Consider the following 13790-nt stretch of genomic DNA (forward strand, 5'->3'; position numbering starts at 1 on the left):
CTGTACGGTGATGTTCGCACTGTCCGACGGAACGAAGGCCCGCATGACTTCCACCAGCACCGCCCCGGCACCGGCCGACGTGCGACATCCAGCCGGCGCAAGCCGCACCCGTCTCGTCGACATCGCCGAAGTCAGATGGGCGCTGGCCGCGACAGCACTGTTCGCCCTCGGACTTCTCGCGCAATTGATCGACGCGCCGACATGGACGTACTGGGCGCTGTACCTCGCCTGCTACGCCACGGGTGGGTGGGAGCCTGCGCTCGAAGGACTCCGGGCGTTGCGGGACCGAACTCTCGACGTCGACCTGCTGATGATCGTCGCCGCACTCGGTGCCGCCGCGATCGGGCAGATCTTCGACGGCGCACTGCTGATCGTCATCTTCGCCACGTCCGGTGCCCTCGAAGCGGTGCTTACCAGACGCACCGCCGACTCGATTCGGAGTTTGCTCGATCTGGCACCCGAGACCGCGACCGTGCTCGACACCGCCGGCCACGAACGAACGGTCGCCGCATCCGACCTCCGCCCGGGCGACATCGTGACAGTGCGCCCCGGCGAACGCATTTCGGGTGAAGGCACCATAGTCGACGGCGCATCCGACATCGATCAGGCCTCGATCACCGGAGAATCGGTACCCGTCTCGAAATCCGTGGGCGACGAGGTGTTCGCCGGAACCATCAACGGCACCGGCGCACTACGGATCAGAATCGACGTCGACCCGTCCGACACGATCATCGCGCGCATCGTCACCATGGTCGAGCATGCGTCCGAGACCAAGGCCGAGAAGCAACTGTTCATCGAGAAAGTCGAGCAGTACTACTCGAAGACCGTCGTGCTCTGTACCGCAGCGATATTCGCGGTGCCGATGCTGCTCGGGAACGACCTCGAATCGTCGTTGCTGCGAGCGATGACGTTCATGATCGTCGCGTCACCGTGCGCGGTGGTCCTGGCGACCATGCCGCCCCTACTCGCAGCGATGGCCACCGCGGGCAGAAACGGCGTACTGGTCAAGTCTGCCGTGGCGATGGAACAGCTGCGCTCCATCGACACGGTTGCCTTCGACAAGACGGGGACGCTCACCGAGGGAACACCCCGGGTGGAGTGCATCGATATTCTGGGAACCCTGGACGAGCACGAAGTGCTCCGCCTGGCAGCGGCGGCCGAGAACGGAAGCGAGCACCCGATCGGGCTCGCTGTCGTCGATTACGCCACGAGCCGGGGCGTCGCGATCACCACGGCAACGCACTTCGATTCGACACCCGGCATGGGAGTAACGGCAACGGTCGACGGCCGCATCGTCACGGTCACCAAACCCGACGCCGCACAGCACAACACGAACGCCCCGGCCGAGCGCACCGCCGCCCTTCGAGAAGCCGAGGGCATGACGGCGGTGATCGTGCACCTCGACGGAGAAGCGATCGCCGTGATCGGACTCGTCGACATCGTTCGCGCCGAGGCCGACACCACGGTCGCAGGTCTCGAAGAACTGGTCGGCACCCGAGCGGTGCTCCTCACCGGCGACAACGACCGCGTCGCTCGAGCAGTGGCAGCGCGCGCCGGAATTGTCGACGTACGCGCGGGGCTGCTGCCCCAGGACAAGGCCGAGGCCGTCACACAACTGCAGATGGAACGTACCGACGGCGAGACCCCGCGGCGAGTGCTGTTGGTCGGCGACGGCGTCAACGACGCGCCGGCGATGGCCACGGCCGACATCGGTGTCGCCATGGGACGTCGAGGATCCGACCTCGCGCTCGACACCGCCGATGCCGTCCTGATCCGCGACGACCTCGGGGCCCTGGCGTCCGTCATCGCGCTTTCGCGGCGGGCTCACCGCATCGTGGTCGCGAACCTGGCGATTGCGGCGACGTTCATCGTCGTGTTGGTCGCCTGGGATCTGATCGGTACCCTGCCGCTCCCGATCGGCGTGGCCGGTCACGAAAGCTCCACGGTCATCGTCGCCTTGAACGGGATGCGATTGCTGTCTTCGCGTGCCTGGAAGCAGAAAGCGTCCCGGTCAGCCCCGTAGACCCCAGTGTTCGATCCAATCCAACGCACTCATCTCTCCCGGCGTGACGCCCGCATTGCGGGCCGATGCCTCGGCATTACGGATCAACGCCGCGAAATCGAGTACTCGACGACGCAACGTGTCCTCGGCACTGTCCCCGCCGTTCGAATGGTCGACGCCGATGTGGACGACCCGTAGACCGTCCGGAACGAGCTCGTCGGGCAGTCCCGCCTTGCTGGCGCGTCCGATCACCTTCTGCGCCAATGCAAGTGACGGCTGAGACATCGCGATGCCGTCCAGGCAGGAGCCCCTGGCTTTTTCCGACGCCTTCTTCTCTTCCCACATCCGCTCCTGCTCGACGATGTCGATCGGTCCGGTGTCGGTTCGGCTCAGATGCGGGCTGCGGTGTGTCAGCTTCCGCACCAGACCTGCGGCAACGTCATCGACGTCGAAGGGGTCCTCGGCGGCGTCCTGAGCGATCCGGGAGTGAAAGAGCACCTGTAACAACAGGTCTCCCAGCTCCTCACGGAGGTCGACCAAGTTGCCTGCGGCGATGGCGTCGAGCAGCTCGTAGGTTTCTTCCAGAAGATAGCCGCGCAGCGACTCGTGCGTCTGCTGAGCTTCCCAGCCGCCGACGCTACGCAAACGGTCCATCAGCTGGACCGCCGCGATGACGTCGTCGCCAGGAAGCTTCTCGGCCGCGACGACGCATTCGCCGCGGGCGATCCGGTTCTGTACATCGGGATTGGTCCGGTCGGTGCTCACCAACACGGCATCGACGTCGTCGGGCGCGGCGGTGCCGGAGAACAACCAGCGCACCTTCACCGGAACCTCTTCGGTGAACTGCACTGCGCCACCGAGAAATTCGACGGCGTCCACCGGTACCTGAGTAGGACGAACAGGGTCGAGCAGAACGATCGTCACCGCTACACCCCCACAGTTTGCTCCAACAGGACGGACCGAGATGGCTTCCCGTCCAAGGATAGGATGAGATCGGCGATGAACTGCACCAATTCGACATCGCGGACGCGCGCCGCTCCGACACCGCCGCCTTCGACGCGGGGCAACGGCAGCTGCACCACTCCGGTGGTCGCACGATACGTCGCGCTCGGGTAGAGGCGCTTGAGCCTGATCTGCTTGGAATCGGGCAGGTCCATCGGAGCCAATTTCACCTGTGTCCCGGCCACATTGACGTCGGTCAGGCCGTACTCCTTAGCGATCAAGCGCAGCTTCGCGATGGAGACCAGGCGGCCGACCTCCTCGGGTAGCGGGCCGTAGCGATCGACGAGTTCGTCGATGACGGCGTCGATGCCCTCGGAGTCGGCCGCGGCGGCGAGCTTCCGGTAGCCCTCGAGCCGAAGCCGGTCGCTGGTGACGTAATCCGGCGGGATGTTCGCATCGACGGGGAGGTCGATACGCACTTCCTTGGGTGCCTCGTCCGTCGTGATCGGCTTACCGTCGGCGGCAGCGCGGTAGGCCTCGACCGCTTCACCGACGAGCCGCACGTACAGATCGAATCCGACGCCGGCGACGTGGCCCGACTGCTCGGCTCCCAGAACGTTTCCGGCACCACGAATTTCGAGGTCCTTCATCGCCACGGCCATACCGGCTCCGAGGTCGGAGTTCTGCGAGATGGTCGCCAAACGGTCGTAGGCGGTTTCGGTGAGCGGCTTCTCCGGCGGGTACAGGAAGTACGCGTACCCGCGTTCGCGGCTACGACCCACTCGACCGCGCAGCTGATGCAGCTGGGACAGGCCGAGCGAATCGGAGCGTTCGACGATCAGCGTGTTGGCGTTGGAGATGTCGAGACCGGTCTCGATGATGGTGGTGCACACCAACACGTCGGTCTCGCGTTGCCAGAAACCCTGCACGGTGCGTTCGAGAGTTTCCTCGTTCATCTGACCGTGTGCGGTCGCCACTCGCGCCTCGGGCACGAGATCCCGAATCTTCTTGGCGGCCTTGTCGATCGAGCTCACTCGGTTGTGCACGAAGAACACCTGGCCGTCGCGCAGCAATTCACGCCGAATGGCGGCGGCAACCTGCTTGTCGTTGTAGGCACCGACGTAGGTCAGCACCGGATGCCGCTCCTCGGGCGGGGTGAGGATGGTCGACATCTCGCGAATGCCCGCCAGGCTCATCTCCAGCGTTCGCGGAATCGGGGTGGCCGACATCGTCAGCACGTCGACGTGAGTACGGAGCGACTTGATGTGCTCCTTGTGCTCGACGCCGAAACGCTGCTCCTCGTCGACGATGACCAGGCCGAGGTCCTTCCAGGCGACACCGGTCTGCAGCAACCTGTGCGTGCCGACGACGATGTCGACGGTGCCGTCGGCCAATCCGGCCATCACTTCCTTCGAGTCCGCACCGTGGGTGAAGCGCGAGAGCCCTTTGACCGTCACCGGGAACGACGCCATTCGCGCAGTGAACGTCTGCAGATGCTGTTGCGCGAGAAGCGTTGTCGGGACCAGGACGGCCACCTGCTTGCCGTCCTGAACTGCCTTGAACGCGGCGCGCACGGCGATCTCGGTCTTGCCGTAACCCACATCGCCGAGGATGACGCGGTCCATCGGGACGGCCTTCTCCATGTCGGCCTTGACCTCGGTGATGGCCGTCATCTGATCGACCGTCTCGGTGAACCCGAACGCATCTTCCATCTCGCGCTGCCACGGAGTGTCGGCCCCGAAGGCGTGTCCCGGAGCCGCCTGACGAGCGGCATACAGCTGCACGAGTTCGCCGGCGATCTCGCGAACCGCCTTGCGCGCCTTGCGTTTGGTGTTCGCCCAGTCGGACCCGCCGAGCTTGCTCAGTGTCGGCAGTTCGCCGCCGACGTAGCGCGAGAGTTGATCGAGCGAATCCATCGGCACGAACAGGCGGTCGCCGGGATGACCGCGCTTGCTCGGCGCGTATTCGACGACGAGGTATTCGCGCCTGGCACCGCCGATGGTGCGCTCGACCATCTCGACGAACCGGCCGATGCCGTGCTGGTCATGCACGACGCTGTCGCCGGCGACGAGAGCCAGCGGATCGACCTGATTGCGACGCTTCGCCGGTAGCTTGCGCCCCTCCCCCGCCGCCGCGACACGGTTACCGGTGAGATCGCTCTCGGTGACGACCACGAGCTTTGCGTCGGGAAACACCAGACCGTCGTGCAACGATCCGCACAGGACGTTGACGACGTCCGGAACCGGGACGGCACCGGAATCGAGATGTGCGGCAGGCACTTCGGCCTCGGCGAGGCGCTCAATGATTCGCTTGGCGGTGCCGGCTCCGGCCACGGAGATGACGGCCCGTCCCCCGGTGGCGATGTGAGCTCGCAGGGTGGCGTACAGCGCCGTCAACGCTTCCTCGGAACCTCGCACCTCGGGCACCGGATCGACGGCGAGCTCCACTTCTTCGCCGTTGCCCGACGCCAAGGGGCTGATGGTCCACCACGGCCGGCCGTGCACCTGGGCCGACTCGCGTACCTGCCGCAGCGAGCGGTACGCGGAGGCACCGAGATCGAGCGAGGCCCCCTCGAGGCTGGACGTATCGAGGGTGGACGTATCCAGTGGCGCGGCTCCACCGATGGATGCCGCAGTCCAGGACGCTTCTAGGAATTCCTGTCCGGTGCGGACCAAATCGGTTGCGCGAGTTCGGATTCGCTCGGGATCGCAGAGCAGGACGTGGGTTCCGGCGGGCAGTGTGTCGGCGAGCAGTTGCAACTCGCCGGGTTGCAGCAGCGGCAGCAGCGCCTCCATGCCCTCCACCGGGACTCCGGCCGACAGCTTGTCCAGCATCTCGACCAACGCGGTGTCACCGGCATTGTCGGCGGCGAGCACGGCCGCGCGATCGCGAACTTCCTGCGTGAGAAGCAATTCTCGGCACGGCGGCGCGATGACGAGATCGACCTCGTGATCGGGGAGCGATCGCTGATCGGAGACCGCGAATGCGCGGAGCTCGGTGATCTCGTCGCCCCAGAATTCGACGCGGACCGGATGATCGGCCGTCGGCGAGAACAGGTCGAGAATGCCGCCGCGGACGGCGAATTCGCCGCGCTTGCCCACCATGTCGACGCGCAGGTAGCCGAACTCGACGAGTCGATGGATCAAGCTGTCGAAGTCCAGATCGAGACCGACTTTGAGCGTGACGGGTTCGATCTCGCCGAGACCCGGCGCCATCGGCTGCACCAGCGAGCGGACGGTGGTGACGATGACACGCAGCGGATCGCCGTAGTCGCTGTCGCCGGGGCGGGCGAGACGACGGAGCACATCGAGCCGCTTGCCCACGGTATCGGCGCTCGGGGAGAGCCGTTCGTGCGGCAGCGTCTCCCACGACGGGAACATGGCGACGCCGTCACCGAGAATCTGGGTGAGTTCACTCGTCAGGTCGTCGGCTTCGCGTCCCGTCGCCGTGACGATCAGAAGTTGGGTGTGCTGTGCGATTGCGGCGGCCACGAACGGGCGCACCGAGTGCGGCCCGATCAACGTGTGCTCGGCCGTTCCGATCGCGTCGGCGACCGCGACCATCGACGCATCCGTCAACGCGACACTGGCGAGCCCCGAAAGGTGAAGCGCCGCGTCGGGAACGATCGGGGCCGGCCCGGACGTGGTCATGGCAGGCAGGGAATCGGAAGACAACAGCAATGCTCCTGAACGAGTCGAGGCGATGGCTGCGCACGCACAGTCCCGTCGAGTCTATGGGAGCGCACCGACACCGTGACACGCGGGAGATGCCGTCGAACCAGGACCGAGCCCGAGAATCAGAGCCTCGAAATCGGAGCCTGGAACTGGGGGCCCGAACTACGGACCGAAGCGAATGACGCGACGGGCCGCGAATTCGCGGAAGTAGTCCAACTTGTTGGTCGGCACCAGCGCGGGGAGCAGGTAGTACCAGAGTCGCTCCATGCGCGAGGGCAGTTCCTCGGTGGTGGAGGTGGCGACGGCGACCATGTGAACGCCGGTGAGGATTTCGAGCACGAGCGAACCGATGGTGCTCGGATCCGAACTGGGGTCGATGTCACCCTGTGCGATGGCCTTGGCGGCGAGCTTGTCGAACGCGACGCTCCAGCCGGCCATGACGTTGCCCTCGGTGCCGCGGTAATCACCGATCTGATGGCTCAGACGCAGCATCGCCGACACCATCGGGTCGGTGACGGAGAGGTCGACGACGATGTAGGAGATCCCGATCGCAGCTTCCAGAGCCGGGATGCGCCCGTCGTTGAACTGCATGCAAGCCGTGCTCAGACGCGCATTGCCCTCGTCGATGACGGCACGTGCGAGTTCTTCCTTCGAGCCGAAATGGAAGTACAACGCGCCCTTGGTGACCTGGGACTGAGAGATGATTTCACTGAGGCTTGCGTTCGCGTACCCGAGGCGCAGGAAGACATTCGCTGCGCCTGCAAGCACGGTGTCGCGAGTGATCTCAGCGCGAGCCTGCCTGACCATAGGATCCGCCTCTGCGATTGAACTTCCACTGCGCAAATTACGCCCGAACGGTACCACTGAGCAGCTTTACGTTTGACGCCAACATGCATCGGTTTGGATGACAATCGCCCCTGATGTGTTGCGGCCCTCCCGCCCGACAAAGGGGACGATACCCCCTTTTTTCCTCGGTGAGAGCCGAAACAGAGTTGTCATTCCTCGGTCAGTCGAGGGTCCGCCTCCAGATTCGTCAGCCCGTTCCAGCACAGGTTCACCACGTGGGCCGCAACCACTTCCTTGGGCGGCGTTCGCACGTCGAGCCACCACTGGGCCGTCATCGACACCATGCCGACCAACGCCTGCGCATACATCGGCGCGAATTCCGGATCCAGACCGCGTCGCGAGAAATCCCCCGCGAGCATGTGCCCGACGCGTCCCACAGCCTCGTTGAGGAGAGACGAGTACTTGCCGTCCTCGGCCGATGCCGGCGAATCACGGACCAGAATGCGGAATCCGTCGGTGCGCTCCTCGATGTACGTCAGCAGGGCGAGCGCGACTCGTTCGACCCGAATACGCGACCGGTTGAGTTCGAGTGAACTGGTGATCATGCCCAGCAGCGTCGACATCTCGCGATCCACGATGACGGCATAGAGGCCTTCCTTGCCCCCGAAGTGTTCGTAGACCACCGGTTTGGACACGTTCGCGCGTCCGGCGATCTCCTCCACCGACGCCGCCTCGTACCCACGCTCGGCGAACAGCGTGCGCCCCACCTCGATCAACTGCTCGCGTCTCTGTGTCCCCGTCATGCGGACACGAGGTGTGCGTTCCTGCTCGGAGGCTGCGCCTGTCATCGAAAACCGCTTCCGTCACCGACCGTGGGCAATCTGGACGTCGAATCGACGCCTACTACAGACTAACGATGCCCGATCCATCCGATTTATCCGTCGCAGGGGCCGCGCCGGAACGACGCAAGTGGTCTGTTATGCGTCGCGGTTCGACTCACCGCCACCTCTCATGCGAGGATCGGTGCGCTCAGTGGGAGCGCAGCGGCTAACGAAGGCGTCGTTCGATTCGTCGGCCACTGCTGCCACCGCTGGTCGATTATCCGCCGTGGTGTAATGGCAGCACCTCTGATTTTGGTTCAGATAGTTCAGGTTCGAGTCCTGGCGGCGGAGCGAGCAAGACCATTCGTGCATGCCCGTTTCGCGTCATCGCCCCGAGGAGCTCAATGCCTGTGCAGACCGCCGTGGTCGTTCTCGCTGCGGGTGCAGGTACCCGAATGCGGTCCAAGACTCCGAAAGTTCTGCATCCCCTGGCCGGCCGCACCATGCTCGCCCATGCGCTGCACGCCGCCGCCGATCTTGGCCCGGACCACCTGGTCACCGTCGTCGGCCACGATCGCGAACGGGTGAGCGCCGCAGTTCACGATTTGGCCGCCACGTTCGGCCGCACCATCCACACCGCAGTGCAGGACCGACAGCTCGGTACCGGGCACGCCGTCCAGTGCGGCCTTGCGGCGCTACCGGACGACTTCGAGGGCACCGTCCTCGTCACTGCCGCCGACGTCCCGCTGCTCGACGGCCATACCCTCAAAGCTCTGCTCGACGAGCACCTGAGCGCTCCCCGCCCGGCGGCGGCGACGGTACTGACCTTCCTCCCCGAGGACGCCAACGGCTACGGCCGCATCGTGCGTACGAACGACGGCGAGGTGGCCGAGATCGTCGAACATGCCGACGCCACCCCCGCTCAGGTCCTCATCGGTGAGGTCAACTCCGGCGTCTACGCATTCGACGCGGTCGCTCTGCGCACGGCATTGGGCAAGCTCAGCACCGCCAATGCGCAGCACGAGCTGTACCTGACCGACGTCGTCAAGATCAGCAAGGCCGACGGCAAGGCCGTCTACGGCACCCAGCTCGCCGATCCGGACCTGGTGGTGGGCGTCAACGATCGCGTTCAGCTGGCGCACGTCACGTCCGTGCTCAACCGCCACATCATCGAACGGCACATGCGCGCAGGCGTGACCGTCGTCGATCCCGCGACCACCTGGATCGACATCGACGTCACCCTCGGCGCGGACGTACGCATCGAACCCGGCGTCCAACTACACGGCAAGACGCACATCGCCGACGACGCGGTCGTCGGTCCCGACTCGACACTGCGGGACGTCGAGATCGGCGAGCGCGCGTCGGTCGTCCGCACCCACGCCGAGCAGGCCGTCATCGGACCGGATGCGACGGTCGGGCCGTTCACCTACCTGCGCCCCGGGACCGTCCTCGGCACGGGCGGCAAGCTCGGTGCCTACGTGGAGACGAAGAACGCGACGATCGGCAACCACACCAAGATCCCGCACCTCACCTACGTCGGCGACGCCACGATCGGGGAGCACAGCAACATCGGCTGCTCCAACGTCTTCGCCAACTACGACGGCGTCAACAAGAGCCGCACGGAAATCGGATCCCACGTACGCACAGGATCCGACTCGACGTTCGTCGCCCCTGTGCACGTGGGCGACGGCGCTTACACCGGTGCAGGAACAGTGGTTCGGGACGATGTTCCTCCCGGCGCACTGGCCGTGTCCGGTGGCAAGCAACGCAATATCGAAGGCTGGGTCGTTCACAACAGGCCCGGAACCGAAGCTGCACAGGCAGCGGCGCGCGCAGATCGTGCTCGGCAAGAACTAAAGGACGGCGAAAAGCAGTGACCACCCCTAATTGGATCGACAACCAGAAGAACCTCATGTTGTTCTCTGGCCGAGCACATCCGGAGTTGGCCGAGCAGGTCGCCAAGGAACTCGGAATCGACGTCACCCCGCAGACGGCACGTGACTTCGCCAACGGCGAGATCTTCGTGCGCTTCGAGGAGTCGGTCCGCGGATCGGACGCATTCGTTCTGCAGTCGCACCCGTTCCCGCTGAACACCTGGCTGATGGAACAGCTCATCATGATCGACGCACTCAAGCGTGGATCCGCCAAGCGCATCACCGCGATCCTCCCGTTCTACCCGTACGCACGCCAGGACAAGAAGCACCGCGGCCGCGAGCCGATCTCCGCTCGCCTCGTCGCCGATCTGCTCAAGACCGCCGGTGCCGACCGCATCATCACCGTCGATCTGCACACCGACCAGATCCAGGGCTTCTTCGACGGCCCCGTCGACCACATGCATGCACACAGCCAGCTCGCCGATCACATCCGCGGCAAGTACAGCCTCGAACACATCACCGTCGTGTCCCCCGACTCCGGCCGCGTGCGCGTCGCCGAGAAGTGGGCCGACTCGTTCGGCGGCGCACCGCTCGCCTTCATCCACAAGACGCGTGATCCCCTGGTGCCCAACCAGGTCAAGTCCAACCGCGTCGTCGGCGAGGTCGAAGGCCGCACCTGCATCCTCATCGACGACATGATCGACACCGGCGGCACCATCGCAGGCGCAGTCAAGGTACTCAAAGAAGCCGGAGCGGGTGACGTCGTCATCGCCGCGACCCACGGCGTGCTGTCCAACCCGGCCGCCGAGCGCCTCGCGAACTGCGGTGCCAAGGAAGTCGTCGTCACCAACACCCTGCCGATCAGCGACGAGAAGCGCTTCGACACGCTGACCGAACTCTCGATCGCACCGCTGCTCGCCCGCACCATCCGCGAGGTCTTCGAAAACGGCTCCGTCACCAGCCTTTTCAACGGCAGCGCGTAACAGTAGGTCTGTTTCACTCGATCCGAAACCCGCTCCGCCCGCCCCCCACCTGCACTGCATGAACTACGTCACGCCCGTGGCCGGAATATGCAGCTCGCGAGACGGGGGCGTGCGGGGCGGGTTTTGTTGTCACCTAAGATGACTCGTCGTGATCGACGCACATTCTCTCAACGCCCCGGCCGGAACTACTACCGTCAGAATCGCTCGATGGACGCCGGGCGGGTGCGTCTGGTGCGGCAGCACCGACAGCGTCGAAACCTTCCGTAACGAGCCGCGGTGCGGCCTGTGCCGAGAGAAGGAAGCCGTCATCGACGAGGCGAAGCACTTCATCGGCATGTACGGCCTGCGGCCTCTCGGTGGCACGCTCGCGTCCGACGACGAGGAGGAGCGCGAGTACCGCGTCACCGCCCGCGATGCGCGTGAGGTGCTCAACCGCATTCGACTCGAGAAGCTTCCCGACCCGGCCGCGGTCCGCAAAGCGTTGCGGCCCAGAGCCGCTGCTGCAGTGAACGCAGCGGCGTCTTCGTCGGCGACGACGTCGGGGTCTGCTCCGGCGAAGGCACCCACCAAGAAGTCGCAGGCCGGTGTCACCGGCATCGACGCGATCGAACTGCAGTCGCGGGTGGAGAAGTTGCTGACTCAACTCACCTCGGTGGACGAACAGATCAGCGCACTGGACGGCGCGCAGGGCCTACCGGCACGCGCACGTATGAAGGATCTCGAGAAGCAGCGGACGACCGTTCTGACGACGCTGGCCGCCCTCGAGAAGGCGCGTCGCCGCACCAACTGATGCACGTAGTCTGATCGAGTGCTGCGCAAGCTATCGATCTCACGGCAGGTACTCGACGCCGCGTACGCGGTCGTGTTCGTCCTGCTGCTGCTGGCGTCCACCGTGAACGGAGTCGCCGGTACCGCAGGTGTGGGCGTTCTGGTCGGGTTCGGCGTTGCACTGGCCATCCGACGCCGATCTCCACGATGGTCCTTGGCGCTCGCCTGGGTGCTGGCTGTCGTGCAGATGGTCACCGGAGTGCTGCCGCTGTCTGCCGACACTGCGATCTTCGCAATTCTGTATTGCACGGCCGCGTACGGCGACAACGTGGTTCGACGCCTCGGGCTCGCGTCCGCCGTCGGCGGCGGAGTGATCGCAGCGGTGTATCTGGCCTACGTGGACGGCAATCCGTTCGGCCCACCCACGGAAGAGGGCTTTCAGGAACCCCGACTCCTACAGTTCGCTTTCCTCCTCGCGGGCCTGTGGGCGATACTCGGGTTGTCCTGGGCCTTGGGTCGCTTGGCCTACGCGCGGCGCACATCGATCGAATCGGCACACGCGCGCGAGCTCGCGGAGGTTCATCAGGCCCGCGCCGAGCACGAGGTGGCAATCGAGCAGGAGCGCAACCGAATTGCCCGTGACATGCACGATATCGTCGCGCATTCGCTGGCTGTGGTGATCGCACAGGCCGACGGCGCGCGGTACGTACGCGCTGTCGATCCCGCCGCGGTGGACACCGCACTGACCACCATCTCCGATACCGCCCGCGCCGCGCTGTCCGATGTACGGGTGCTACTCGGCCAGCTGCGGCACAGCCAAGGCGACCTGCCGAACCCGACATCGGAGGATCTGGATCGACTGCTCGCCTCGATGCGGGCCACCGGTCTGCAGATCGACGCCACCATCGACACCACCGGCTCGTCGTTGGGGGCCGGAGCGCACCTGGCGCTGTACCGCATCGCACAGGAATCGTTGACCAATGCGCTGCGCCACGGCGACCCGGACGAGCCGGTGTCCGTCACCATCGAATCCGATTCTGCCGGCGTCGAACTGACGGTCCGCAACAGTGTCCGCCCCGGCCGTTCGGTCACCGAATCCTCCGGCCACGGTGTCGCCGGCATGAAGGAGCGTGCCGGCCTCTCGGGCGGTACGTGCATCGCGTCCGGTGACGACTCGTCGTGGACCGTCACTGCGTGGCTGCCTGCCGCGTCCGAAGCCAGCAAGGGAAAAGTGTCATGAGCGAACGCATCAGAGTGGCCCTGGTGGACGACCAGCAACTGTTCCGGGCGGGCATTCGTATGCTCATCTCCTCCCAGTCCGACCTCGAGTTCGTCGGGGAAGCGGGGAACGGCGTCGAGGCCGTTGCACTCGCTGCGTCCGCAACGCCGGACGTGATGCTCATGGACGTACGGATGCCGGTGCTCGACGGTATCGCCGCCACCGAGCAGATCCTGGCAGCATCCGACAATCCGCCGCGGATCCTGGTGTTGACGACGTTCGACCTCGACGAGAGCGCTGCACGTGCAATCCGTTCCGGTGCAAGCGGATTCGTACTCAAGGACGCCGACCCTGAGTTCCTGCTCGCGGCGATCCGCACGGTGCACGCGGGCAACTCGGTCATTGCCGCGTCGGCGACGACCGGCCTGCTCGCGCACTTCACCCCGACTCCCGCTGTACCGAAGGCACCGGCCGAATTCGCCACTCTCACGGCGCGGGAGAAGGAGCTGTTCAGGCTCACCGCACGCGGGTTGAGCAACTCCGAGATCGCCGAGCTGGAGTACCTCAGCGAAGCCACCGTGAAGACACACATCAGCCGCATCTTCGCCAAACTCCACCTGCGTGATCGGGTGCAGTTGGTGGTCTACGCCTTCGAGCACGGACTGACTGGAGACTGACACCGAAGTCATCCTGCAGATGTACGACGCGAAGACTCGCGCCT

The 13790-nt window shown here is 65.3% G+C and carries 10 protein-coding genes and 1 tRNA gene; 7 read left to right on the top strand and 4 right to left on the bottom strand.

Annotated elements, in window-relative coordinates; translation table 11 throughout:
• Nucleotides 1–43: 43 nt before the first annotated feature.
• Nucleotides 44–2023, top strand: a complete 1980-nt coding sequence (locus AB0O58_RS09355) for a heavy metal translocating P-type ATPase (protein ID WP_366238136.1) — start codon at nt 44–46, stop codon at nt 2021–2023.
• Here AB0O58_RS09355 and AB0O58_RS09360 read toward each other — a convergent pair.
• The 4 genes from AB0O58_RS09360 to AB0O58_RS09375 form a co-directional block, all read right to left on the bottom strand.
• Complete coding sequence (locus AB0O58_RS09360) at nt 2012–2926, bottom strand: MazG family protein (RefSeq protein ID WP_366238137.1); 915 nt, start codon at nt 2924–2926, stop codon at nt 2012–2014. The two genes, AB0O58_RS09355 and AB0O58_RS09360, sit on opposite strands and share 12 nt — an antisense overlap.
• 2 nt (nt 2927–2928) lie before the next feature.
• Nucleotides 2929–6594: a transcription-repair coupling factor gene (gene mfd, locus AB0O58_RS09365; protein WP_366238164.1), complete on the bottom strand. Its 3666-nt coding sequence runs from the start codon at nt 6592–6594 to the stop codon at nt 2929–2931.
• A 186-nt stretch (nt 6595–6780) separates the two neighbouring features.
• Entirely contained in the window at nt 6781–7425 is a 645-nt protein-coding gene (locus AB0O58_RS09370; RefSeq protein ID WP_027496103.1) for a ScbR family autoregulator-binding transcription factor, read from the bottom strand.
• A gap of 188 nt (nt 7426–7613) precedes the next feature.
• A complete protein-coding gene (locus AB0O58_RS09375; RefSeq protein ID WP_032364106.1) occupies nt 7614–8252 on the bottom strand; it encodes a TetR/AcrR family transcriptional regulator in 639 nt (212 codons plus the stop codon).
• 253 nt (nt 8253–8505) lie between these two features.
• On the opposite strand from AB0O58_RS09375, the gene AB0O58_RS09380 reads away from it, so the two are divergent.
• The 6 genes from AB0O58_RS09380 to AB0O58_RS09405 all read left to right on the top strand — a co-directional run bounded on the left by AB0O58_RS09380 (nt 8506) and on the right by AB0O58_RS09405 (nt 13746).
• Nucleotides 8506–8576, top strand: a tRNA-Gln gene (locus tag AB0O58_RS09380).
• A gap of 53 nt (nt 8577–8629) precedes the next feature.
• Complete coding sequence (gene glmU, locus AB0O58_RS09385; protein ID WP_366238138.1) at nt 8630–10102, top strand: bifunctional UDP-N-acetylglucosamine diphosphorylase/glucosamine-1-phosphate N-acetyltransferase GlmU; 1473 nt, start codon at nt 8630–8632, stop codon at nt 10100–10102.
• Nucleotides 10099–11082, top strand: coding sequence for a ribose-phosphate diphosphokinase (locus AB0O58_RS09390; protein WP_027496100.1), 984 nt, complete (start codon nt 10099–10101; stop codon nt 11080–11082). Before glmU ends, AB0O58_RS09390 begins: the two co-directional genes overlap by 4 nt.
• Nucleotides 11083–11230: 148 nt before the next feature.
• On the top strand, nt 11231–11872 hold the full coding sequence (locus AB0O58_RS09395) for a hypothetical protein (protein ID WP_027496099.1): 642 nt from the start codon (nt 11231–11233) through the stop codon (nt 11870–11872).
• Nucleotides 11873–11890: 18 nt separating this feature from the next.
• Complete coding sequence (locus tag AB0O58_RS09400) at nt 11891–13090, top strand: histidine kinase (RefSeq protein ID WP_032373017.1); 1200 nt, start codon at nt 11891–11893, stop codon at nt 13088–13090.
• Nucleotides 13087–13746: a response regulator transcription factor gene (locus tag AB0O58_RS09405; protein WP_094714911.1), complete on the top strand. Its 660-nt coding sequence runs from the start codon at nt 13087–13089 to the stop codon at nt 13744–13746. The genes AB0O58_RS09400 and AB0O58_RS09405 overlap by 4 nt, the downstream gene beginning before the upstream one ends.
• Nucleotides 13747–13790: the final 44 nt, after the last annotated feature.

The organism is Rhodococcus sp. NPDC080181, from assembly GCF_040702225.1.
GTDB lineage: Bacteria > Actinomycetota > Actinomycetes > Mycobacteriales > Mycobacteriaceae > Rhodococcoides > Rhodococcoides fascians.

Excerpts from the sequence above, each read along its gene's own strand:
- glmU (WP_366238138.1), top strand. The coding sequence starts at position 8,630 with ATGCCTGTGCAGACCGCCGTGGTCGTTCTCGCTGCGGGTGCAGGTACC.
- AB0O58_RS09375 (WP_032364106.1), bottom strand. The coding sequence starts at position 8,252 with ATGACAGGCGCAGCCTCCGAGCAGGAACGCACACCTCGTGTCCGCATG.
- AB0O58_RS09370 (WP_027496103.1), bottom strand. The coding sequence starts at position 7,425 with ATGGTCAGGCAGGCTCGCGCTGAGATCACTCGCGACACCGTGCTTGCA.
- AB0O58_RS09355 (WP_366238136.1), top strand. The coding sequence starts at position 44 with ATGACTTCCACCAGCACCGCCCCGGCACCGGCCGACGTGCGACATCCA.
- AB0O58_RS09405 (WP_094714911.1), top strand. The coding sequence starts at position 13,087 with ATGAGCGAACGCATCAGAGTGGCCCTGGTGGACGACCAGCAACTGTTC.
- mfd (WP_366238164.1), bottom strand. The coding sequence starts at position 6,594 with ATGACCACGTCCGGGCCGGCCCCGATCGTTCCCGACGCGGCGCTTCAC.